The organism is Flavobacterium koreense (genome assembly GCF_054776075.1).
On the sequence record NZ_BAAHCF010000003.1, the window covers coordinates 94,811 to 119,262 of the forward strand.

General features: G+C 30.8%; 26 protein-coding genes. All 26 read right to left on the reverse strand.

What is annotated here, in order from left to right; translation table 11 throughout:
- Positions 1–5: 5 nt before the first annotated feature.
- From ACYU7A_RS02935 to ACYU7A_RS03060, 26 genes are read right to left on the reverse strand one after another with little or no spacing between them, the layout of a single operon-like run.
- A complete protein-coding gene (locus ACYU7A_RS02935; RefSeq protein WP_460574117.1) occupies positions 6–1,037 on the reverse strand; it encodes a glycosyltransferase in 1,032 nt (343 codons plus the stop codon).
- Positions 1,038–1,044: 7 nt separating this feature from the next.
- Positions 1,045–2,142 (reverse strand): EpsG family protein, encoded by a 1,098-nt coding sequence (locus ACYU7A_RS02940; RefSeq protein ID WP_460574118.1) that lies wholly within the window; start codon positions 2,140–2,142, stop codon positions 1,045–1,047.
- Positions 2,143–2,145: 3 nt separating this feature from the next.
- Positions 2,146–2,709 carry a serine O-acetyltransferase gene (locus ACYU7A_RS02945; RefSeq protein WP_460574119.1) on the reverse strand — a complete coding sequence of 188 codons (564 nt, stop codon included), beginning with the start codon at positions 2,707–2,709 and terminating at the stop codon, positions 2,146–2,148.
- Positions 2,706–3,812: a glycosyltransferase gene (locus ACYU7A_RS02950; protein WP_460574120.1), complete on the reverse strand. Its 1,107-nt coding sequence runs from the start codon at positions 3,810–3,812 to the stop codon at positions 2,706–2,708. The genes ACYU7A_RS02945 and ACYU7A_RS02950 overlap by 4 nt, the downstream gene beginning before the upstream one ends.
- Positions 3,809–4,903 (reverse strand): glycosyltransferase family 4 protein, encoded by a 1,095-nt coding sequence (locus ACYU7A_RS02955; protein WP_460574121.1) that lies wholly within the window; start codon positions 4,901–4,903, stop codon positions 3,809–3,811. Before ACYU7A_RS02955 ends, ACYU7A_RS02950 begins: the two co-directional genes overlap by 4 nt.
- Positions 4,904–4,906: 3 nt before the next feature.
- The gene (locus tag ACYU7A_RS02960) at positions 4,907–6,070 is read right to left on the reverse strand and encodes a glycoside hydrolase family 88 protein (protein WP_460574122.1); all 1,164 of its coding nucleotides are present in this window, start codon (positions 6,068–6,070) and stop codon (positions 4,907–4,909) included.
- A gap of 5 nt (positions 6,071–6,075) precedes the next feature.
- Positions 6,076–6,636, reverse strand: a complete 561-nt coding sequence (locus ACYU7A_RS02965) for an acyltransferase (RefSeq protein WP_460574123.1) — start codon at positions 6,634–6,636, stop codon at positions 6,076–6,078.
- Between the two features lies 1 nt (position 6,637).
- Positions 6,638–7,543, reverse strand: coding sequence for a glycosyltransferase family 2 protein (locus ACYU7A_RS02970; RefSeq protein WP_460574124.1), 906 nt, complete (start codon positions 7,541–7,543; stop codon positions 6,638–6,640).
- Positions 7,536–8,738: a glycosyltransferase gene (locus ACYU7A_RS02975; RefSeq protein WP_460574125.1), complete on the reverse strand. Its 1,203-nt coding sequence runs from the start codon at positions 8,736–8,738 to the stop codon at positions 7,536–7,538. Before ACYU7A_RS02975 ends, ACYU7A_RS02970 begins: the two co-directional genes overlap by 8 nt.
- Positions 8,731–9,915, reverse strand: coding sequence for a glycosyltransferase (locus tag ACYU7A_RS02980; RefSeq protein WP_460574126.1), 1,185 nt, complete (start codon positions 9,913–9,915; stop codon positions 8,731–8,733). The genes ACYU7A_RS02975 and ACYU7A_RS02980 overlap by 8 nt, the downstream gene beginning before the upstream one ends.
- A complete protein-coding gene (locus ACYU7A_RS02985; RefSeq protein ID WP_460574127.1) occupies positions 9,915–11,072 on the reverse strand; it encodes a polysaccharide pyruvyl transferase family protein in 1,158 nt (385 codons plus the stop codon). Before ACYU7A_RS02985 ends, ACYU7A_RS02980 begins: the two co-directional genes overlap by 1 nt.
- 3 nt (positions 11,073–11,075) lie before the next feature.
- Positions 11,076–12,104 carry a glycosyltransferase family 2 protein gene (locus ACYU7A_RS02990; protein WP_460574128.1) on the reverse strand — a complete coding sequence of 343 codons (1,029 nt, stop codon included), beginning with the start codon at positions 12,102–12,104 and terminating at the stop codon, positions 11,076–11,078.
- Between the two features lie 5 nt (positions 12,105–12,109).
- Entirely contained in the window at positions 12,110–13,102 is a 993-nt protein-coding gene (locus ACYU7A_RS02995; protein ID WP_460574129.1) for a glycosyltransferase, read from the reverse strand.
- Positions 13,103–13,104: 2 nt separating this feature from the next.
- The gene (locus tag ACYU7A_RS03000; protein ID WP_460574130.1) at positions 13,105–14,085 is read right to left on the reverse strand and encodes a glycosyltransferase family 2 protein; all 981 of its coding nucleotides are present in this window, start codon (positions 14,083–14,085) and stop codon (positions 13,105–13,107) included.
- Positions 14,086–14,092: 7 nt separating this feature from the next.
- Positions 14,093–15,007, reverse strand: a complete 915-nt coding sequence (locus ACYU7A_RS03005) for a GT-D fold domain-containing glycosyltransferase (RefSeq protein ID WP_460574131.1) — start codon at positions 15,005–15,007, stop codon at positions 14,093–14,095.
- Positions 15,004–15,489 carry an acyltransferase family protein gene (locus ACYU7A_RS03010; RefSeq protein WP_460574132.1) on the reverse strand — a complete coding sequence of 162 codons (486 nt, stop codon included), beginning with the start codon at positions 15,487–15,489 and terminating at the stop codon, positions 15,004–15,006. The genes ACYU7A_RS03005 and ACYU7A_RS03010 overlap by 4 nt, the downstream gene beginning before the upstream one ends.
- Positions 15,468–16,064 carry an acyltransferase family protein gene (locus ACYU7A_RS03015; RefSeq protein ID WP_460574133.1) on the reverse strand — a complete coding sequence of 199 codons (597 nt, stop codon included), beginning with the start codon at positions 16,062–16,064 and terminating at the stop codon, positions 15,468–15,470. Before ACYU7A_RS03015 ends, ACYU7A_RS03010 begins: the two co-directional genes overlap by 22 nt.
- Positions 16,065–16,073: 9 nt before the next feature.
- Entirely contained in the window at positions 16,074–17,003 is a 930-nt protein-coding gene (locus tag ACYU7A_RS03020; protein WP_460574134.1) for a glycosyltransferase, read from the reverse strand.
- Between the two features lie 21 nt (positions 17,004–17,024).
- Positions 17,025–18,173, reverse strand: coding sequence for a glycosyltransferase WbsX family protein (locus ACYU7A_RS03025; RefSeq protein ID WP_460574135.1), 1,149 nt, complete (start codon positions 18,171–18,173; stop codon positions 17,025–17,027).
- An 18-nt stretch (positions 18,174–18,191) separates the two neighbouring features.
- Positions 18,192–18,809 (reverse strand): acyltransferase, encoded by a 618-nt coding sequence (locus tag ACYU7A_RS03030; RefSeq protein ID WP_460574136.1) that lies wholly within the window; start codon positions 18,807–18,809, stop codon positions 18,192–18,194.
- A 15-nt stretch (positions 18,810–18,824) separates the two neighbouring features.
- A complete protein-coding gene (locus ACYU7A_RS03035) occupies positions 18,825–19,706 on the reverse strand; it encodes a glycosyltransferase family 2 protein (RefSeq protein ID WP_460574137.1) in 882 nt (293 codons plus the stop codon).
- Positions 19,706–20,635 carry a glycosyltransferase family 2 protein gene (locus tag ACYU7A_RS03040; protein WP_460574138.1) on the reverse strand — a complete coding sequence of 310 codons (930 nt, stop codon included), beginning with the start codon at positions 20,633–20,635 and terminating at the stop codon, positions 19,706–19,708. The genes ACYU7A_RS03035 and ACYU7A_RS03040 overlap by 1 nt, the downstream gene beginning before the upstream one ends.
- Complete coding sequence (locus tag ACYU7A_RS03045) at positions 20,625–21,641, reverse strand: glycosyltransferase family 2 protein (protein ID WP_460574139.1); 1,017 nt, start codon at positions 21,639–21,641, stop codon at positions 20,625–20,627. The genes ACYU7A_RS03040 and ACYU7A_RS03045 overlap by 11 nt, the downstream gene beginning before the upstream one ends.
- Before the next feature lie 25 nt (positions 21,642–21,666).
- Positions 21,667–22,581, reverse strand: coding sequence for a glycosyltransferase family 2 protein (locus ACYU7A_RS03050; protein WP_460574140.1), 915 nt, complete (start codon positions 22,579–22,581; stop codon positions 21,667–21,669).
- Complete coding sequence (locus ACYU7A_RS03055; protein WP_460574141.1) at positions 22,581–23,336, reverse strand: class I SAM-dependent methyltransferase; 756 nt, start codon at positions 23,334–23,336, stop codon at positions 22,581–22,583. The genes ACYU7A_RS03050 and ACYU7A_RS03055 overlap by 1 nt, the downstream gene beginning before the upstream one ends.
- On the reverse strand, positions 23,333–24,448 hold the full coding sequence (locus ACYU7A_RS03060) for a hypothetical protein (RefSeq protein ID WP_460574142.1): 1,116 nt from the start codon (positions 24,446–24,448) through the stop codon (positions 23,333–23,335). The genes ACYU7A_RS03055 and ACYU7A_RS03060 overlap by 4 nt, the downstream gene beginning before the upstream one ends.
- Between the last annotated feature and the right edge of the window lie 4 nt (positions 24,449–24,452).

Here is a 24,452-nt window from a genome sequence, read left to right on the forward strand (position 1 = left end):
TGAAATTACTTTTTAATAATTTTTTTAATCGCTAATAACAATAATAGTAAAGGAACTGTTAACTTATATTTAGAAAAGAAGAAAAATAATTTCCAATGTATAGGAAAATAGCGCAATTCCAAACTTCTAAAGGCTACTTTATGATATCTAGAATTAAGAACCATTTTCATGTTTTTACATTGAGTAAAAAAAGAAGCTTTATTAAAAGATTCGTTCAAACCCAACCCAATAACACTAAGACATATTCTATTGTTGAAAGCTTCTAGATAGTCGGTTCCTTTATTATGTTTTTTTAATTGTTCAGAAAGCAAATCGAACATATGATTGGTTTTGTCTAATAAACTATTTTTGTAATTTGAAGTTATAGACTCTGAATTAAACTTTCTATAGTTATACATTGGCACATCCAAAATGTAAACCGATTTGGACTGGTTAAGATACTCCCAAGTAAAAAACCCATCTTCCCAAGCTCCAATTTCACTTAGATTTTTAGCTTGAATTTTGTTTTCTTTAATGATAGCTGTTTTATATAGTTTACCCCAAGCCGTAACTAAAGTTTCTAAATGACTAGGATCTGAAAGTTCTTCTTTAATAGGACCTGTTATTCTTCTTTGCATAAAAGCAGCATCGAATTTTCCATTTAAACCAAAAACTCTTGCTACTTGTGAACTTGGATATTCTTTGTAAAAAGAAAAACAAACCAAATCTACTTCATCCATTTTGGAAAATGCAGTTTCTATGGCGTACAATTCCATCCAATCATCACTATCAACAAACATTAAATAAGTACCTTTTGCATTTTCAATACCTGTATTCCTTGCTCCGGCTAGACCTTTATTGGCTTGAGAGATAAGAACGATTCTAGAATCTAATTGTTCGTAAACTTCACATATTTTTAGACTATCATCTGTTGAACCATCATTTACAAGAATAATCTCTAGGTTTTTATAGGTTTGATTTACAATACTATCCAAGCATTGCTTCAAATATTTTGAAACATTATATACTGGAATTATAACTGTAATCAATGGATTCATTTGTAATTTATAGTTTGTAAATAAATACGTTCATAATATAGGTAAAAGCAAAATATGCTAATATTACTTTGACGATAACTTGATGTTGATTTTCAAAAAATTTATTTCTTATGAGAGGATAAATAATGATAATACCCAACATAAACCATGATAAGTAAGCCAATCTGTTAGAATAATTAGCTCGGATTACTAGAACCCAAAAAGCATTACAAAACAAAAAAACATTAAGCAATTGAAGATAAAGTTTGTCTTGATACTTTTGTTTAAAAATATAATACCATCCTGCAAAAACACCAGAGGCACTATAGACTAAGAAATCCCAACGAAAACCTACATTCAATTCTACTCCTTCTGATGCTTGATCAAACTGTCCCAAATACCCTTCAACTGCTTTTTCTTCAACAATTCCAATAGTCATGAAGAAATTTGTAAAAAAACCTCCTAAAGCCAAAGATAGAGGAATACATGCTAGCCACAAATAAAAATAAGCTTTTGAATTGTTGTAAACTAAAGTTGCTATATAAGCAAATAATGGCAACAACATCGATTTATGCACAAAAGTACTAGCAAACAATATTGTTAGAATCAAAAACTTTTTATCTTTAGACAATCCGTACAAAAAAAGACTTGTGGCTATACCATTTCGCAGTCCATTGGTACCATAAGTCCAAAAGGAAAAAGAAATTACAAGCATAAAAAAACCATAAAACCAGTAGTCTTTAAAGAACTTTTTACAAGCCAAATACAAAGGAACTAAATACAAAATGGCACACAGAAAGAAAAACACAGAAGAACTGGCTATTTGAGCTGTTCCAAACTTAAAATATTCGAAAAGTGCATCTTTTTCAATCTTTAATGGCGCTCCAGATGCATAAGTTTGAAATTGTCTATCATAAATTACCATATCTCCAAATCGATAATTCAGTGGACGCAAACCAATATAAAATAATATAATAACAAAAACGATAAAACCCAGAACCTTTTTGGCACTCAAATTTTGAGACGACTCTAATTTTGTAACACCTTGTGCCAATACAACCAATGTCATTAACAATAAAAATTGATAATATATGTTAGTGTAATATTCTGCAGGTATTAGATTCATTAACTATTTTTTTTCAATTATTCTTGCAGGATTTCCTACTGCAACTCCATGTTTTGGTACATCTTTAACAACTACAGCTCCTGCTCCAATTATGGCGTTATCACCAATGGTTACACCTCCTATTACAATACATCCGGCGTGCAACTGTACATTATTTCCAATAATTGGTTTTTTTCCATCTTTTTCACCCAAAGTAACTAGATGATTAACATAAACATTTTCACCAATAGAAGTAGCATTTAAAATCGTTGCATAAGGATGTGCCAATTGCAATCCGGCTCCTATTTTGGTATTTATATCAATTGTAAAAGAGTCTTGTTTGGGATAGAAAATCCTTAATAACTTTGAGAAAAATCCTGGTGTTCTGTAATAAAATAATGTTCTAAAATACTTACTCAACAATAACTCTTTCGTCAAATCATAACATTGATTGACTAATCCTTGTTTTGGAATAGTTCTAGCATACAAATCTCGAACAATAACCTCCTTATTATTAGACAACAAGAACAATACTCCATGAGGAATAAAAAATAGTTGTCCGACAAAAAGAAATAGTATTCTCATCATGATTTAGCAAATATAATAGTATTCCATAGATTCATCACTTTTGAAAGAATATAATTCGATGCGTTTTGTTTTGCATTGTTTCCTAAAGTATCCAAAAGTAGACTATCATTAGAAAGTTGCTCTAGTCGATTTACAAAAGCATTTTGGTCTCCAACGGGTATTAAAAAACCATCTTTTGCTTCGTGAATAATGTTTCTTGGTCCTGTTGGACAATCAAATGACACTACTGGAACACCAACAGCATTGGCTTCCAAAATAACCATAGGAAAACATTCTTGAATAGAGGTCATTAATAAAACTCTTGCGCTTTGTAAAACCTTTGAAACTTCATTGGTTTGTCCTTTGAATACTATTGTTGATTCTAATTGCTTTTCTTGAACTAAATTAAAAATTTTTTGATAATATTCGTTCCCAATAGAACCATATAAATGCAATTCCCACTTTGGATGATTTTTGTAAAACTGTTCCCATACTTCAACCATACTTTCTAATTGCTTTACAGGAGCAAACCTAACAATAGCTATGGCTACAAGTGGTCTTTGAGATAAAGTAATTAAAGGTTCGTTTACCTCCTCCTCAATTGGATTTGGAATAACCACCGTATTATTTGAATAATAAAAGCTTTGTTCTTCTTTACTTAATGTTACTAAATAATCATATCTTGATTCTACAAAAATTAGAAGTTTATTTTTGATTCCTAGATTAGAATCGTAGAATTTTGTGTAGTGAAATTCCTTAATTGTTTTAGTCTTTCCTTTAATAAAAAAAGGCAAAACATAAGTAATTGGAATATGTGAAGCTACTAAAATAAAATCGGGTTTTTGCTGAAAAATATACCGTTGAATTTTTAAAATATTTTTGAATAATTTCAAAATATTAACACTGCTAAAATAGCTTTTTGTTCTGTCAAAGTCTATGGCTAAATCTTGAAATTTAACTTTATCGTTTAATTCGTAAATTATTGGTTTTCCTGCTTGTTCAGTGCTTAAAATAGTTACATCATAGCCAAAAACAGCACTCCAATAATTGGCTTTTATAGCAACCAATTTCTCAATTCCGCCATGAGAATGCATCTGATCGACAAGGATAACTATTTTTTTCATGACAGCAACGATTTAAAAAGTGCATCCCAGTGATTGCATATTGTTTCTGGCAAAAATCGCTTAACATTAACTTTAGCATTGTTTCCCATCATAGTTCTCAAAGCGTCATCTTCAATAAGCAATAATAACTTTTGAGCCAATAATGCTATATCGCCATTAGCAACTAAAAAACCATCTTCACCATCAGCAATAATATCGCTTGGACCATACGGACAATCAAACGAAACACATGGAACTCCACATGCCATAGCTTCAATTAAAACCATTCCAAAACCTTCATAACGAGATGACATTACATAAATAGAGGATTCTAAATATTTTTTCTCAATAGATTTAACTGGTTCAAAAAATTGAACATTGGAAGAAATTCCTAAAGAACTAGCTTGTAATTCCAAACCTTCTAATGGTTCTTTTTTTCCATAAATTTCTAATTGCCAATCAGGTTGTTGAGCAACTACTTTTTGCCATGCTTGCAATAATAAATCATAACCTTTCTGATGACTTTGTTTACCAACTGCAATAACTTTTTTAATAGTAAGAGCAGCAGATGCTTCTGGATAAAAAGACAACGGATTGGAAATTACTTCTAAATTTTGCAAAGGCCATTCTTTACAATTTTCATTAGTAAGCACAACGAATTTATCGTATTTTTTCGCTAAAATATTCATTAAAAAAAATTGAAACTTTGTAGTAATTCTTTTTAAAAATCCAGCATTTTTTCCAATCGATATGGTTTTGGAAACATGGCGTTCATAAATCATTTTGGCTTTTGACTTAATCAATAAAGGAAGGAAAAAAGCTTTCAATCCATCGTCGCAAACCAAAATCACATTTGGGTTTATTTGAGAAACCACTTTATTTAGCCCAGAAATATAACTTTTTATATACGATACTGGATTTCCAGAAACTGAAATACTATGCAAATTTATTTTAGGACTAAAGTCATAAAACAAATTGAGATGCGAATCATTCAAACAAACAATATGAACTTCATAACCCATCTTTTCAGCCAAATAACTTGCCTTAATAGACAGAACACGTTCTAATCCACCTGAGCCATTTAAACCGTTTGTGATGTATAATAGTTTCATGAATTATGCATGGAAAATCGTTCTTAAACAAAAACCTTGTGTAAAAGGTAAAATATCAAACTGTTGCGAATGCACTCCGATAGTTTTAGTGTCTCCTTGTGAAAAATCTACAACACCATCTCTTCGAGTTACTTGTTTTAAGTGATTTAGAGCTTTAACTTTGGCTTGCTCACTTTCATTAGCAATACTTGAAATAGATTTGGCTTTGGCAAAAAACCACGCTAAAGTGGCTGTAGCAGAGGAATCAAATTGAGATTGCCTGTTCGTTATTAACCAATTCCAACTTCCGTTATCATTTTGAAAAGAGAGTGCCATTTTTGCAAAAGAAACCACCATTTGAGTTACTTCTTCCTTTTCTGGATGTTCATCTGGCAATTCACTCCAAGCATCAATTAATCCAATAGCATACCAACCTAAACCTCGTCCCCAACCGAATAATCCAACAGGTAAATTTGTTTTAATATTGTAAGTATGACATGGTATAAAATGATTAGCTAACATTCCGTGAGAATTAAAAACACGTATTTGATTAATTCCTAAAGCAATCGCTTCTGGTTGATTAAAAAGCAAACCGTAGCGCACTAAAAATGGAGAAATGAAACCAATAGTATCCACATAACGATAATCTGAAGTATGTTTTCTGTAAGCTATAGTGCCATCAGAACCCTTCAAATTTAAAATCATTTCATACAAAAAATCAAAGGCTGGTCTATACCTTGCATAATCAAAATCATCTAATTTCAATAAAGCATATCCTAAAATTACCGAGTCAACTTCGGTTGGTGGTACAATCCAGTTTCCATTTGAATCTAATTTTGAAGCAACGAATGCATTAATAGAATTGGATAGTTTCTTATTTTGAATTGTACTTCTATATTGATTTAAACCAAGAAGTAAGGCTGCTTCTTGCCAACTTTGTATGGCATTTCGTGAATAATTTCCTTTTAAAATATCAATTATTATTAAACGCGTATTGTCTGTTACTTTTATGGTAGGCGTTTGCTTTAACCATCGCACAGCAATAATTTTTACTTTTTCTTTCCACACTTCATCATTGGAAAACCTTCCAATTTTAATACGGCTTTGCCAAGTATTCAACTGTGGATACAAGTCAATAATTAGAACCAATAAAAATGTAAAAAATACTATAAGTAGTAAGTAAACCATATTTTTTATTTAACAAATCCTACTGTGTTTTCCATCTTTTCTATCATTTCTTGCTTCATAGCATCGGTAATAGAAAAATCTAATGTATATTCTTCTCCAAACTTTGGTGATGTTTCAAAAGTTAATTTCAACTTGGTTTCATATTCGGCAACAGTGCAAATAATTCTAGCTGGATTACCTGCAACAACAACATCTGCAGGAACAGATTTAGATACAATACTTCCTGCTCCAACTATGGAATTATCACCAATAGTTACACCAGGCATAATAAAAGCTCTAGCACCAATGAAACAATTGTTTCCAATCTTAATTTTTCCAATTCTTGTATAGTCCAAACTTCGTTTCGTACTAGTATCATGAGCCAATAAATATACTTGAGGCGCAAAAACAACATCATCACCAATTTCAATCAACCAACTATGAGCATAATCTATAGTACAACCTATTAGTCCATAACAATTTTTTCCAACCTGCATTCCTGCATTTATATTAGCTTCTAAGGTTAGTTGCTCTGGAGTTATTCCCTTTATCTTATAATATATTTTTTGAATAATTCTCTGTATCATATTACTTCACGATTAGTTTTCTCATTTTCAAATAAGAGTAATATCCTCTTGGAAATAAAATTAAATATAAACATTTATCTTTAAATAAGGGTAGTTTATCAAAATAACTAGTGCCACTCAGCAAAGAGTTAATGGCTAAATGAATAAAACTCCATATATAAGTTTTTGGATATCTTGAAAAAGAATATGTTTTATTAGCAATCAATTGAAAATAAGAAAAAGCTAAAGATTTGATATACCATAATTTATAAGAACTATCAGACAAACCTTCTTCTAAATATTCTTTATATTGTATTACTTTATTTAAGGCTAAAACATCATATTTTTTTGCCATTTCATGCCATACAACTGCTTCAAATACAAAACGAATTCCTGCTTCTTCTGGAAATGGATATTCTTTCATCACACTAGTTTTGAAAGCAACCGATTTGTCTCCGTTCAAATGATGTTTCAAATAATAATCTGAAAATGACAATTGCCATTCGTCTTCCAAAAAAGCATCACCAACAAGCTGACCATTAGTAAATTCTGACAAACCTATAATACCACCTATTTTGTCATTATCTTTAATTTTTATCCATGCATCAGTTGTCAATTGTATTGCATCTTTTGACAAAAAATCATCACTATCTACAATAAAAAACAAAGCACCTTTAGCTTTTTGAACACCATAGTTAATTGCTGTGTGCTTTCCACCATTGGGTTTGTTGTAATATGAAATTGAGATTTTATTTTCTGAAATGAAATTAGATACTACTTCTTTAGTAGTATCTGTACTACCATCGTCAACGATTAGCCATTCAAAATTAGTAGCATTTTGCTCTAAAAGACTTAGATACAATTGTGAAAGCAAGTGAGCTCTATTGTAACAAGGCGTAAAAATGGTAATCAAGTTAGCACTATCCATTAGAAATCAAATTGTAAAATTTAGTTATTTCATTTTCAGTGCCAAAGGTAGTATTTTTCAAATTATTGGTTAAATCCGCTTGAAGCGAACTATTACTGATAAGTTGCTCAACTTTTTCGGCAATTGAAATAGCATTCATATCGGCTATCAAACCTGTAACACCATTATCTATTTGATCTTTGGCCGAACTAAAATTGGTAACCACTATAGCTTTATGCAATAACTTAGCTTCTTCTAACGAAATGGATTTTCCTTCAAAAAAGGAAGGCAAAATAAAGGCCGAAGCTTTACTAATGTAAGCATACGGATTACTCTTCAATCCAAGAAAGAACAAATACTCAGAAACTCCATAGTTTTTTGCTTCATTCAAAAGAGCCTCTTTTTGATCTCCATCTCCAATAAGATACCAACGCACTTTGTGTCCTTTTTCAATTAAAATTTTAAGAGCTTCCAATCCCATGAATAATCCTTTTTCTTTGGCAATTCGACCAACATAGATAAGATTAAAATAAGTCGAATCAAAATTTACATCAATACGTTCTTTACTTAATTCTGTGATAACCTTTGATGAAATAATATTTTCAATAGTAATGATTTTTGTATTTAAATTTGGAAGTTTACTTTGCAATCGTTCCGTCAATCCATCAGAAACAGTAACGATATGATTTAATTTTTCGAAATAGTATTTATCATTATCAAAATCCAATTGTAGTTTTTCTAAATCGGTGTGAATCCATCCTATTTTGCTTTTAGCTTTTACTTTATCAATACAAAAATAGATAGGATTTTTCTCTTGAAAACCAATGGCAACATCATATTCTCTCTCAAGTTTAGAAAGCCCTTTATCATAGTATTTCCAAAAATACTGTTCTTGCAAAACACCACTTTTATATTTTTTAGACAATAGAAACAAAACAATCCTTAAATAAATAGCACGAAAATTAAAGCTCTTAACAGCTTTTAAAACAGCACTTTTGGTGCTTGAATACAAATAAGGCACAATGGTTTGCTCATCAAGAACCACTACTTCTGTGGGAAGGTTCTCAAAAAAAACACCTTCGTGCTTGAACACAAACAAATCTACTGCATACTTTGAATAATCTATGGTTTGCAAAAGAGAAACAAGTGATTTCTCAGCACCGCCACAGTTCAAATTATTGATAATAAAAAGGAGATTTTTTTTATTTTCAGCCATTTACTAAAGTATAAAATTTATCTATTTCATCCTCTGAACCTAAAGATTCTTTAGATAAGTATAAAGATAATTCATTTTGTAAACTCTCATTTTGCAATAAACTTGTTAAAGCATCTGCCAAACTAATGGCATCCATCTCACAAATAATTCCATTTTTTAAATGGTTAATTTGGTCTTTTGCTGTGGTAAAATTGGTAACCACAATCGGTTTATGCAAAAGTTTTGCTTCATCAAGTGCAATTGACTTTCCTTCATATCTTGAAGGTTGCACAAAAATTGTGGTTTGCTTTATATAAGGATATGGATTCTCTTTAATGCCTAACAAAACAACATGCTTTTCTAAACCATTCTTAGTTATAGCTTGTTCTAAAGCTGTTCGCTCTGCTCCTTCACCAATGATATACCAAACAAAATTTAAACCTTGCTTTTTCAATAGTGCAGCTGCTTCAACAGCTATGTCAAATCCTTTTTGTGGGTGCAATCTACCAATTGATAATAAACTTGGTTTTGAAGTATCTATGATTATTGGTTCTTCTGCCATTTGATGAATTAATTTGGCAGAAACTATATTGTATAACAATTCTACTTTGTCTTTTTGGGTTGGAAAAACCTCTTTTAAAACCGTCACACATTGTTCAGATACCGTGGCAATGGTGTTCAACTTTTCAAAATAAGGAAAATCAAAAGAAGCATCCAAATCCAATTTCACATAATCGTTGTGAATAAAACCAATCTTTCTTTTTGCTTTTACACAATCAACTACAAAGTAAATAGAGGATTTTTCTAAAAAACCAATGGCTGCATCATATTCTTTTGGAAGTGAAGTAATTGATTTCTTCAAATATTTCCAAGAATATTGTTCCGCTTTACCTTTATTTTTGATAACATTAGATTTAAAAGTATACAGCAGTCTTGAAAAAGCCAAACCTAATTTTCCTTGTTTTAAAAAACCAACAATAGCTGAAGACAATCCAGAAGTAAATGTTTTATAATCATCATTAAGATATAGTAGTTTAACATTTTTGGGCAATTGCTTTAAGAAGATTCCTTTTGGCGCAAACAATACCAAATCTACATCATACTGTTCATAGTTGATGCAGTTCAATAAAGTCACCAAACTCTTTTCACCGCCTCCGGCTTCAAGACTTGGAAGTACAAAAAGTAATTGTTGCTTCATTAACGCAATTCAAATAAATAGGTTACCGCTTTCTTAGCGTTCTCTTTTATAGTAGGTATGTTATTTGCTAATGTTAAAATCAGCTCTTGCTCTTCTGCCATCATTTCATCAAAGGCTGCTACTAATTTTTTACTATCAGAAATTTCATTGATACTTAAAACTAATTTTTCTGAACCAAAAATATCTTTAGCTATTCCTTTCGATTTTACACTATATCCCAAAACTAAAGTCGGAATTAAAGAAGAGTAAGCTGCAATTGTAGCATGAGTTCTAGCTCCAATAAAGAAACGCATTTTGGCTATCAAACCTTTATACTGAATAGCATTCAAATTATTTGGCAGTAATAAAACACGTCCTGAAGCTTTAAAATCTTTATAAAATTGCTGTAATACTTCATGGTCGTCATTTCCGGGAACCATAACGTGAGGTGTTAAAGCAATAGTCATAGAAGTAGTATCAAGAATATGTTGAATCAATTCGTAGGCTGCTTTTTTAGAAGCTTCATTACGCTGCCACACTAAAGGACTAAAATTGAATCCGATAGTATTACCCTCTTGCCAACCCTCTGGTAAATCGACCTCTTCTTTCTGCATTGTAAAAGCTCCATCGGCAACCAATTTTACATTTGCTACGCCTTTATCTTTTAAAATAGTGTAAGTCAAACTCTCTCTAGCCAATACTAAATCCATCGATTTTAAATCGGCTATTTTAGGTTCTGATAAATCTTCATCTCCTATAGATGCGCCCCAAAGAACCAACTTCTTTCCTGCTTTTTTTATCAATCGATCTACTTCATAAATCCAAGGTTGCTCACCATAGCAATAGTTATCGCCACCAATGGAAAGAAAAACATCATGTTCTGGAATTAAATCAATGATTTTTTTAAACTTATACCTTTGGTAATAAGTCTCATCATTTTGAAATTTAATCTTTAATGCTGAAATGAATCCAGGAATAGAATACTTTGAAATTTCATTCTGCGGAGTAGCATACAAAGTATCAATAAGCGGTATTTCTTTATCGGTTTCAGCATCAAATGAAGCTACATTTACAATAGCATTCGGATTTTTAGCTTTAATTAAATCAACTGCTGTTCTAAGTATCGCTTCACATCCTCTATTCAAACTTCCTCCATGAAAAAACAATAATATCTTCATAATTTATTTTTTATTTCTGTAATTACTATAGCGTATAACCCACGAAATTAAAAAAACTAACTTGTATTTTATTCCAAATAAAATTACTTTTTCATAGTTAGATTTCTGAGTAAATATAGTAGTATAATAGTTATCTATAATTTTTATTGTTACTGGTTCATTTACAATTCTGATAATCGCATCATCAACCTGATTTTTTGTAAAATTACACTCTATTGCATGACATAGATGACACAAAGAGATAATTTTAGTAATATACTTTTCTGCTTTTAAAAATTCAATTGTTTGAGTGTTTAAAAATTCATTTTCCAAATTGGAATAATCGTGCTTACTTTCTTGAATAATTCGTTCAAAATATTTAGTAAAATCGAATTTTCTTGTAGCGCTATTAAGTGCCTCAACATAGTGATATCCAATATAATTTATAAAGCAAACTTTTTTCGATTTTGAAAAAAAATTACTATTAAATAAACCATCTTCACCAAGAGCAACTCCAACAGGAAATTGAATAGAAAATTCATCAATGACTTTTCTTTTATACAATTTTGTACAGCTAGAATTTATACTTTCATTACTTATAAAAAAAGGAATAATTTCTTTCTTTATATAAGTTTCATCCAGTGCTACATCCGTTTGAAAAGGATGTTTAGACGTTATGCTGTAACCGTCTTGCATCGAACTATAATGGCAAACTACGACATCCAAATCTCCTTTGGAAGCAGAATACAATTTTTCAAAATAATCTTTTTCTATAAAATCATCTGCATCAACAAAGCCCATATAATCGCCATTTGCAATTTTTAAACCCGCATTTCTTGCCGCACTGACACCCTTATTTTCTTGAGATACTAATTTTACTCGAACATCTTTTTCTAGATAGTATTCTAAAATTGACAAGCTAGAGTCGATAGAGCCGTCATTTATAAAAATAAACTCACATGAAGTTAAGGTTTGCGTTAGCAACGAATCTATACACCGCTCCAAATATTGGGCAGCATTATAAACCGGGATAATTACAGAAACCTTCACCATTAGGTCTATTTTTTAAATTTCTTTTTAATGTTATGTGCAATCACATATACCTTATGTTTGTAATCTAAATAAGTTTGATAACTTGAAAACATAAAGAAACTACCATTCAAAAATTTGTAATTTTCAGAAAGTGAATCGATAATATAACCCAAATCCAAACTTTTCATTACCGATTGAATTTCAACAAACCTCTTCTCATTCATTTCTGGAAGTATACTCAAATCTACTATTCGTGTCATAAAAATGGTAATCACAGCATCAAAATACTTTTTCTGTAATGCTGTTGGATTAGGATAAACCTCATCTTTAAAAGCTTTAATATTTTTTATACCTTTTATGTATCCAAAATAACAACGCTCGTTGCGTCCTTGCTTACTTATTGAATTCAACCTGTAAGTATATTTATAATAAGGAATTGAAATGTAAGAACAACGCAAAGCTCTTGATTGTGACAAGGCATTAAAAACGGTCTCTGTTCCCAGAAGAATTTCTTTATCAAAAATAAATCCTTGAGTTAATGATCTTCTGTACAAAGTTGCCGGAAAAGTTCTTCTTGGATGCTCAAAACCAGGTAAAATGACAGCGTCTTCACCTACTGCAGGTAATTCTTCTATAAAATTTCCGTTTTCATCATATTGTGTCATTCTTAGGTAAAGAATGTCTAGGTTTTCGCTTTCTGCCTTTTTCATGATAGCTCCCAAACTAAAGTGTTCTATGGCATCGTCTGAATCTAAAAACGTTAAATAAGTTCCACGAGCGCATTCCAAACCTCTATTTCTTGCTTCTGAATCTCCAGCATTTTTTTGGTCAATTACCACTAAATTCTTGTGACTTTTTTCGTAATCTCTTAGAATTGACAAACAAGAATCAGTTGAGCCATCATTGATAGCAATCAACTCATAATCATCTTCGGATAAATCTTGATGAAACACACTGTCCAAACATCTTACTAGATAACTTTCAGTGTTATAAATAGGTAAAACGATACTAAGTTTCATAATTATTTGTTTGGTTTTAGTAGTGATAAAGTTATTAAAAATAAAAAAGAATTAAGTTGCAAAGAACTTTTAATTAACCAATTCTTTTTAGAATGATTAAACTGCGTACCTTCAGATTGAAAATCTTTTAACCAAGGTTTAAGTGCTCTTACTTGTGAATATTTTTCGGTAAATGTGGTTGTTTTTAATAAAACATATTGATTCAACAATTCATATAAATTACGCTTGTAGGCATTTCCTTTTTTTAATAAAAAGGATTGATCAATATCCTTTAAAGTTTCAAAAAGTTGCAACAATGCAACATAGGAATTCATTCTTTTTATTAAATTTTCTTTTGAAGCTAAGGTGGTAATACTATTTTCACGACGTCTGTAATAGTATAATCCATCTTTAATTTTAGCAATAGATGTTATACGCCCAAAACAGCCGAAATTAAAATAATCATCTTCATGCAGTTGATTTACTTTGAAAGTAAGTTGATGCTTTTCTAAAAAAGCCCTGCTATAAATATGAGACCAAGCACTAGGAAAGAAAAAAGTTGACTTTAATATATAGTCATTCCCTGTTGTGAGTGCAATTGATTGTGAATAAGCTATTTCAGAAAATTTATTGGTGTCTTCAAAATAATTTATAAATGAAAAGCCAAGTACCTCGCATTCTAATTTTGATAAATTGGCAACAAGAATTTCTATAGCATTGGAAACAATCCAGTCATCACTATCTACAAACCAAATATAATCTCCAGTAGCTTTTGGTAATCCAAAATTTCTTGCATCACTCAATCCACCATTAGCTTTATTGAGCAATAAAATTCGCTCGTCTTTTTGTAAATATTCTTCACAAATAGAAAGCGAATCATCAGTAGAACCATCATTAACTAAAATGATTTCTATATTATTATAACTTTGACTTAATACACTATCCAGACATTGCCTCAAATATTGGGCAACATTATAAACCGGAATAATAATAGAAATCTTCATACTTGTTTTATATACCTACTTTACCTACTATACTCTCTTGATAAATTGTGTTGTAAGGTTCTGGAATTTCATAATCTTCTTCATCTCTGGTTTCACTAACATATCTTCCTTTAATTGGCATTACTCGTTCTGCTTTCATCAACATCCACATATATTCTACATCAATATGTCCTACGTCTAGGGCTTTATAGCCTAATTTGGCCAAATCATAACTCAATACAGAAGCCGTTGGACCCAATGCTATCAAGATAACTTTATCTTTACCATGAGCAATTGACGCTTCTAAAATGGCATCATACGAATTAAATGCATTTTTTGACGGACACAATAATCGCTTGATACTGTTTGCATTATCAAACAAATCATTTCCAACACCCATTCTTGATAATTCACCTTCAATTAGAAGTAAATCTTTCTTATCCCAAAGTTGCTTCAATAATTTTGCAATTTTATAAGAAACCCTTTTGTCACTTTGACCTAAATAAAACCTTGTAATTCCTGCGTTTCCGTAAACTTTCTTTTTATTAAAATAAGCAAACAATTCTTTGCCATTTTTATTGATATAGGTATACCAAAAATATTTTATTGGCATTCGTTCACCTTTCATTGAATAAAATGGTCCAGGAATAGCAACCATAAAATTATCTAAATCAGATTGAAGTACTTCCAACAACCTTTGAGACAATAATTCGTCATGAGCTTGATAATTGGGGTTGGCTTTCTTCATTACCACATTAAACTCGGCGTCTCCATAACGTGCAATACTTTTATTGGTAGTAACCAAATCTATAATGGTAGCCTCTAGACTCATCACTTTGATTCTAGGAAGAAAAATTCTTTTGTCTAAAGTTCTGCAATACCAAAAGTAAAACTCTAGTTTTTTATTTTTAAGCAATAATTTTTTTAACAAAGAAGCTATCATAGTCTGGAAGTTAATTTTGAAAAACTAAAGTTTTTAATATGTACACGTAATGGTTTCTCAACATACAAATAAGCTAAAGAAGAAACGATTATTAAAATGATAAACTTAATAAAAAACGAAATTGAAGTATTGACAATAACTATATCACGTGAATAAACAAAAAGCGGAAACTGTAACAAATACATGCTAAAACTAATTTCTCCCAAAAAAACAAAAGGTTTTCTATTGAGTAGTGAAGTAATCTTACCATTATTTAAAGACATCAATAAAATGATTGGAATCATTATAAATGATAAAAATCCATTAAAATAGTTAAGTCCAGCTATAGGAAAAGAAAGAATTGTAATCAATATAAGTACCATTAAAACAAGAGGAACATCATAATTTTTCACTAAACCAGCTCCGTATTTCACAAAATACATACCTCCCAAATTCCCTATCAAAAATGAATTTAAGTGCATCAAAGGTAAAAAGAATAACATATCGTGGCTTTTAGACGGAAACCCTGTATAATAAGGAGAATTAAATAAATATAAAAAACAATTTGGGTTGCAACATTTAAAAATACTATACCTAAAATTATTTTTAAATAATGTTTTGCAACATTTGGTTTATAAATATAATTAAGAAGAAAAGGGAAAATAAAATAAAAGAAAAACTCAACACTAATAGACCAACCAGGAGGATTACCAGTAAGTGCTCTTTCTGGAATCCAAGTTTGAATCATTAATAAATTATACAAAACATCAAATAAATTAACATCTAATTTTAGAATGGCTGTGAATAGCGCTATAAATAGTGCTAAAAAATACACTGGATAAATCCTTGCCATTCGGTTTTTCATGTAGTCAGCCCAATTTATTGTTCCTTTATTCCAATAAGAAACAATCATGATAAAGCCCGACAACATAAAAAAGTAACTCACAGATGCGCTAAACTGCGACACCAATGGACTAATAAAACTAATATTAAATGGCATTACATTACTACCAAAATGATAAATAATAATTGCAAACGCTGCAACAAATCGAGTAAAAGTAAGTTGTTCTATACGCATAGAGTGACATTATGATTTATAAAATAAAAACATTCTAATATAAATAAGTACATGATACACCTTCGATTTAAAGTTAGGTGCATATTTTATAAGCATAACCAAATGCTTTCTTGTTAGTGCTTTATCTACTTTAGAAGCGGCAACATAATTTTTTATAGCAAATTCAAAAATAATTCTGTTTAATGAGTTCTTGCATTTTTCTCTTAACTCATTGGTATCGCAATGATTCATCAAAATCTTTTTTAACCGAATCAAATCCAAAACATTTTCTCCAGTGATCTTTTTCTGTGAAGTACTAGAAGTATCATGTACTCGGTAACAAGCAAGAGGAGTTGCAATATAACCCATTGGATAATGTTTTGCAATACGAGCCCACATTTCCCAATCTTCTGTCCATGACAAGGTTGGATTAAAAGTTCCTATGGCTTCATAAACCTCTTTTTTAACAGTGATTGAGGGCGTTTGTATAAATTGGTCGGTGACTTCTAAACTGAAAAAATCTTTTAAAACACCATTCGTTTCTTGCATCAAAGACGAAGAATGAATAATATCGCCAGCACCATTTACACTATAATTTCGACTAAAACATGCTTTAATTTCTGGATGATCGGCATACATTTTTAACATTGCTGCATAAAAACCTGGCAAAACATAATCATCGCCATGCAACAAATGAATAATTTCACCTTCTGCACGTTGTATAGCTGTTTGAAAATTTTTCACATGCCTAACGTTCTTTTCTTGTCTAAAAAAACGAACTCTACCTCTACCATAATCCTTAACTATTTGTTCTGGATTATCAGTTGAGCAATCGTCGATAACTTCTATCTGCATAAGTTCTTCACCCAAATCTTGGTCTAAAACCGACTCAATTGTTTTTTGCAACAAATGAGCACAATTGTAGGTGGGAATCATTACAGAAATCTTTTTTTCAGCCATAACTTTATACTAAGGCAACTATTATTGCTTTACTCCGTTAAATTTTTCTTTTACTCTTTTTATAACCTCAAGGTATTGGTGACCCCATTTTGCATCAGGTTCTAAATAATTTCCTTCTGCCCATTCGTTCCAAGACTTTAAGAAAACCAATTGGTGTTCTGAATCATTATTGGCAACATAGTTACAAGCTTCTGTTAAGTGTTGTTCCCAAAGTTCTGGTGTTGAGTTATTCAATACCACGCCTTTGTGACCTGCTCTTGCTGTGTTATCCCAATCATTTACTGCACAAGGAAAAAAATCATAATCATACTGTTCTGGCGGTAACAAATATTTGATAGCTTCTTTGTATTCTACAAGTAGAGGTTTTTTTCTGTTTTCAAAATCTAGATCTAACTTCTCTTCTCCAAAAAAGAACTTTTTAACGCGCTTTTTCAACAACTCCATTCTTGTAAAAGTTTGATACAACGGACCAGTTACATAGCGTAAACTAGTAAATTGTGAAACTCCAACGCCACCATCAAAACCATAGTCTATTGGATTCCAATTTTCTGGACATCTTGTAGCCATAAGATATAAATCGCCAATTCCTGCTTCTTTCGCACATGCTCTAAAAGTGGTTACAAACAAATCTAAGTCATCAATTAAGTAAGGCGCATATACATTAAACAAACACTTACCATCTATTTTTATGTAACGTTCATCTTTAAAAGCAGGTAGAAGATAATTAAAGTGATCAATATAATCTTGTTTTCCTGGATAGAGTTGTTCTAAAAGCGTTTGCTTTGAATCACCTCCAAACCAAATTCCTTTCCAAGTTTCGTTAGCCCAACATACACAAAAAGGAAAATCGGGTGTTTTAAATTTGATTACCTCTTCTAAAGGTCGTTCTAGAACTTTTTTGCCATTTCCAAACCAATAGTGATAATAACAAAATCCATCAACACCATAGTCTTTTGCTAATTGTGCTTGATGTTCTCTTACTTCAGGAACACGCAAATCATAATAACCCAAATCGGCAGCAAGACGTGGTTGGTAATGACCTTCAAACAAAGGTTTTGCTTTAACCACATTGGTCCATTCTGTAAATCCTTTTCCCCACCATTGGTCATTCTCTGGAATGGGATGGTACTGTGGTAAATAATAAGCTAGAAATTTAATATTCTTTGACATGCTTCAATTTTATATTTTTTAAACTAACTGTTTTAATATTTTAGCCGGAACACCAGCTACAACTGTATTTTTAGGAACATCTTTTGTAACAACCGAATTCGCTCCAATGATGCTATTCGCTCCAATTGTGACACCTGGCATTATGACAACTCCCTCACCTACCCATACATTATTTTCAATAACAACTGAACCTTTTGAAATTAAAGGTCTTTCTAATGGCGTTCTTGAAATCATCCCATCACTGGTATCGCCATGATTGTGGTCGGTAATGTATATTCTACTTCCAAACAAACAATTATCACCAATAGTAATTGAATTTATACATCCAATATGAATGTCAGTATTGAAATTGACATTAGCACCAATTATTATTTTCGGTTCAAATTTTTGTCCAAAATAACTATCCCAAGCTTCTATTCTAAATCGATCTAATGCAGAAAAATTAGCTCCTATTTCAATATACTGCGGATTTTTTATAATGTTATCCTTTCCAAATGTACTATTGGCTCCTATTTTTTTGAAACTCCTTAATAGTGCTTGTTTGTTGGTAAACTCTATCGTTTCCTGATAAACCTTAAACCTTTTAAAAACGAAAAGTAAAAAAAAGTCTAGTATGTTGCGTATTCCTTTTTTCAAATTATCTGAATTTACTTATTTAATTATATGTTTTAATATAGGAATCCTTTTCAAATTCTTATATAGCATTAATTTTAAAAATTTGGAGTTTTGATTTTCCAAATCTATAATTTTAAATTGCTGGCTTTTAATTTTGGCGGTTAACCTACTGAAAATTAGATTTGAAAACTCCTTTGAATAGGCTTCAGGAAGAGAATTATTAATCTCTTGATAAGCTTTCAATAAGGAATCTTGCATGAGAACATTATTTTTGGTCATACCTTGTTCATGAAATCTATAATAAGCTAAGGGTTGATTAAGGTATGCTGCACTCTTGGTGTTCTTAAAAAAATTCAACCACATAATCCAATCTTCAATAGCTTTATAACTTTCGTCAAAACCAAACGACAAAAGGATATCTTTATGAAACAAACCACAATGAATTGGTATGGTAAAATCGCCACCCCAACCATATAAAATACTCTCATAAGTTAACCTTTCTTGATTTAAAATACAATAAGGCTCTTTGGTATAATTTACTGAATCTGAAAATAGTTTAAAATCGGTTACTACAAGTTTCAAATCAGTATTGGTTGTGATTACTGCTACAGATTGTTCTAATTTTTCTGAATGTAAATAATCATCCGAATCTAAAAACTGAATATAATCTCCTTTAGCAATCTTTAACCCAGCATTTCTTGCCGAACTTAATCCTCCATTTTCCTTCTTTAAATAAACGAAGCGGCCATCCTTTTTACACCACTTTTGTGCAACGACTTCAGTATCATCTGGCGAACCATCATTTACTATAATACATTCCCAATTAGTGTAGGTTTGATGCAACACCGACTGCAATGTTTCTGGCAAGTATTGCGCCTGATTATAGCATGGAACGATTATGGAAACTAAGAAACTCATTATTGTAATGCTTTTGTTATTAATTTTTTGAAACGAGTAAAACCAATAAATTTATGAAATAAAAATAACGATGTTATTAGTTTGTTTCTAAAATTGAATTGGAAAACATATTCTTTAAACTTTGAAATAGTAGTTTTATTTAAAGAAAATTCTATCCATCTTAGTATCCATCTTCTTAAATGTTGGTCAACTTGCAACTCCTTTAATTCCTGTGAGGAGAAATTTTTAGCTATTGATTTAACTACAGAAGCTGTTGCAAATCTATCTAATGCTGTTGAAGAACTTTCTTGAACTCTATATATTGATAATGGTAAATCAATTGATTTGAATTTAGCTCCATCCTTTAAAAGTCTCATCCATAAATCAAAATCTTCTGCTGGAACGCAATATTCATCAAATAAACCCACCTTCTCTACAACAGATTTCTTAACTAAAACCGTCAAAGTGGGAACTCTATTATATTCCATGAAGGATTGAAGCGCTTCTTTACCATGATACTCTCTTGCCACAACATTCATTACTTGATAAGAAGTATTAGAAACATCAATTATTTCCTCATCAGTCGTATAAGTATTAGTAAAAATCAAATCGTATTGTTCTAAATCAAAAGAAGCTAATGATTTTTCGAGTTTTTGTGGCAACCACATATCATCCGAATCAAGAAAAGCTAAAAGACTTCCTTTTGCATGTGAAATTCCATTATTTCTTGCTCTTGCTTGACGTGCGTTTTCTTGATGTAAATACTTGATTCTATCGTCTTTTTCGATAAAAGATTGAACAATGGCTGCCGTACCATCAGTAGAACCATCATCAATAACGATTAGTTCCCAATTGGAATAAGTTTGATTTATAACACTAGTAATACTGGCTCCAATGTATTTTTCAACATTGTAGGCTGGCATTATTATAGATACAAGTTTATTTTCCATCCGAAACTGTTTTTATCCAACCACTAATTTTTTGGAATTTTAGTAGTATCGATGTAAAATGCAAAACAAAGTGTTTTAAAAAACTTTTTTTCTTTGTGAAAGCGAGTCTGAATTCAAGGTTGTCGTGTTCATTATTATTTGCATTCATTTTTCTTAACTCATTTGAAAAAATAACTATCATTTTCGCATAATGAATGGAGAAGCGCAGTAGTGTTAATTTATTGTTTTGGTGTAAATTATAAATTGTACTATACGTATATAAAATTACATTTCCTTTACCGTTCATTTCTTCTTGTAAAAAAAGGCTATCTATATCTATTCGTCCCCAGCGCAAATCGTGAATATAGGTGAGGCGTTCGTCAAAATATAATTTATACCCAGCCAAACAAACAGCCATTGATAGTTCTATATCTTCAGTAATAGCTTTACCTGCAGTGGTACTATTTACGAATCGAAATCCTGCATTGTATATTTTGTTCCAAACTTTTTTTCTTATTACTGATCCTGCTCCATTAATGGAATAGTCATTGTTTTTTAAAAAACCAGAGTTAGGATGGTGTTTTCCAACAACAAAATAAAATTGAAATTTATCAAACCATTCAGGCTTGTTTTCTTCAAAGATAGCTGAACTACCATATCCGCCTGCCATCCCAATTTCAGGATTGGTCTCGAATAACGATATTACATTCACTAAGTAATTTTTTTCAAGCCAATTATCATCATCACACAACACTATTAAATCACCATTAGATGCGTTATATCCTGTAGTTAATGCATTTGCTTTTCCTCCTTTACTTTCATTAATAACTCTAATACTTATTTTAGAAGTCAGGCCTTCCCATGTTTCTTTTGCAAATGCAGATGTATTGTCTGTTGAATTATTATCTACAATTACTAATTCAACAGACATTACTTTATCAGGAATGGTTAAATTTGAGATATAGCTTAGTGTTTCTTTTAATTTCTTAGAACCGTTATAAGTACAAATGAGGATTGAAATATTCATAAGATTAGTAAAATTAAATTTAAAACTAAATATATTTAAACAAACTCAAGCATTTATTAGCGACAAGCATCTTAAATCCTTTTAGTACATAATAGTAATAAGAAACTTCCTTATTGTGTTGCTTCAGGCTAGATCTAAGATCATACTTAAAATATTTCATTAATTCCAAAAAATGATTGTTTCTTGCTTCTTTGAATGTGATAATTATTTCTACAAAATTCAAATAGTTACTGATTGCGTTAATATATGACTTTTGCAACGAATAAATACCAGCATCATGAACTCTATAAACCGCCGAGTTAAAATTGAGTAAAATTCCTTTTCCTTTTGATAAACACATAGCATATAGTGTATTGTCTTTTGAATGTTTTAGTTTTTGAAACAAATCAAAATCAAAATTTTCAACTCTGAACATAGTTGTTAAAGTATACGTGCAATAAGGTTTAAAAATATTATTCAAATCAAAACTCAAATCTTTGTCATTCTCAACATAATCAATCCATTCCGGTTCACTTAATGTTGAAGGTACATTTGATTCATTTTTTATCAAATACTTAGTCCAACAAATGGCATAATCCTCATTAGCCTCTAAAAAATCTACTTGTTTCTGTAACTTGTTTGGATCTGTCCAATAGTCATCGCCTTCGCAAAGTGTAATATACTTACCTCTGCATCTCGGAAAATTGAACTTTGCCATAATACCTCTAACACCCTTAGAATATTGATTTTCTGTCTGATACATCGGATAGAAAATTGTTGGATGCTTTTGAGTATATTCTTCAATAATAGCTTTAGTTTCGTCTGTCGAAGCGTCGTCATGAATTACAACTTCAAAAGCAAAATTAGTTTGTTGCATTAAGAATCCATCAAAACATTCTCGCAAATAACGAGCATGATTGAATGTAATACAAGATATAGAAACTAAAGGTAAATCGTTCATTATATAGATTTTAATATAAATATTGGTCGATTTCTAAACTCTCCAAGTGTATCGCTACGCTTTACATTTTCGTCATTCAGTAAATTAAAAAATGTTGCTCCATCTTGAACTTCTGCAACTCCAATAGCTTGAATATTCCATTTTCCATTGGTAGCTTTTTTTACGAAATCTATCATTTCTTCTTTAGTCCCATTTTCAAAAAGCAATAAATTTCTATTACCTTTCCAACAGAAACCCATTTGTAAAATTAAAGTATCTGTTTTTCCATGAAAATAATTGATACTATTTGCCATAAGAACTTTTGCTTGTTCCATAGATATCGATTGGTCACCAAAATCATCTCCTAAATGATGAATCACATTGAATAATAAAACAATATCTGTATCTGTTGAAAACTCAGAATGATTATCAAAATTCAAATAATTATTGTAAACATTAATATTTAAATTCAAATCCTCAGCAGCAAATTTTACAAACTCCGAATGCTCTTTATTTCCTTCAATATAATCAACTTCTTTTGCTCCTTCTTCAATAAACTGAAAGGTAAAATAACCAGTATTACCCCCAATATCAACTACTTTTTTTCCTGTGAAATCAATTTGAGATTTTAAAAAATCAAGTCGTTCAGATTCAAAACGAGAATTAATAACCAAATCATTAGTATCAATAAATGGTTTTAAGCAATTAGGAAGTATTTGATAATTTGAATGTTTACTTGTATTTTGATACAAGTTTTTTAATTTTTCTATATTCATGAGTTTTCTTTTAAATATAATAATGTGGTATCTTCTCTTAAATAAACTTCATTGGATACAAGAAAAGGATAATCCCCAATAAAATCTTCTTTTTTATAATCATACAACATTACCTCACAACCCTTTTTTTGACTTGCCACCAATCCACCAGACCAAAAATAAACTGAAGAAGGCAAATAGTCATCCGATTGCTTGGAACGTTTTAAAATCAATTCATTCTCCAATGAAAAATCATCAAACAAAGACATTTTGGCATCAAGAATCAATTGTGATGGACCCCAAAGTCTTGGATTTGCTTCAATCATATAATACATTCCATTGTAATATTTTACCTCAACCATAACCAAACCATGAAAATTATTTTCAGTAAACAAACGAACATAGTTTGAAACCAAATTTTGGTCTAAATGATAAGTAGCCGATTTACAAAACAACATCGAACCTCCATTGTGTTGTTGTACAAAATTTTCTTGCGAATAAACGGAATACGTTTTGTCTTTAAAAAAATAAAATAATAAATAAATACTTTTTCCACCTATGTATTCTTGATAATAAACCTCTTCTTCATTAACCGTTGCCATAAACTGTTGCTCATGGTCTGGGTTGTATAAAAGTGCTGGTTTCAAATTCACATCATGCGTAGCATTAAAATAAGCTTTAGGCTTAATAACATAAGGATAAGTGGTAGGCTTTGAGTCATATTCCTTAGGAACTGTAATTCCATAGCGTTCACACAAAATTCCAAAAGCATATTTATCAGAAATCGTAGCATACAAAATAGCATCGCACAATCCGAAAGAAACTTGCTCCTTTTCAATACGCTCTCTATTATCTAATAAAAACCGATTAATGAACTCTGTTAAAGGTAGTACAAACAAATTCGTCGTACCTAATTTTTCTTTTGCTAAGGCAATATTATTAATAAAAGTTTCCCAATCGAGCACGTTTTTCTCTCTTGTAGAAATTACTTTATCTTTATATTTTGTTAGAAAAACCAAATCATCAGCGCCGTTTGCCACGATAACATAAGCTATGCCAACACTTTCTGCATATCTACAAAAAGCGATGACCGCTCTATCATTAGCTCCGGAAAAGATAACTACAGGTTTCACTATT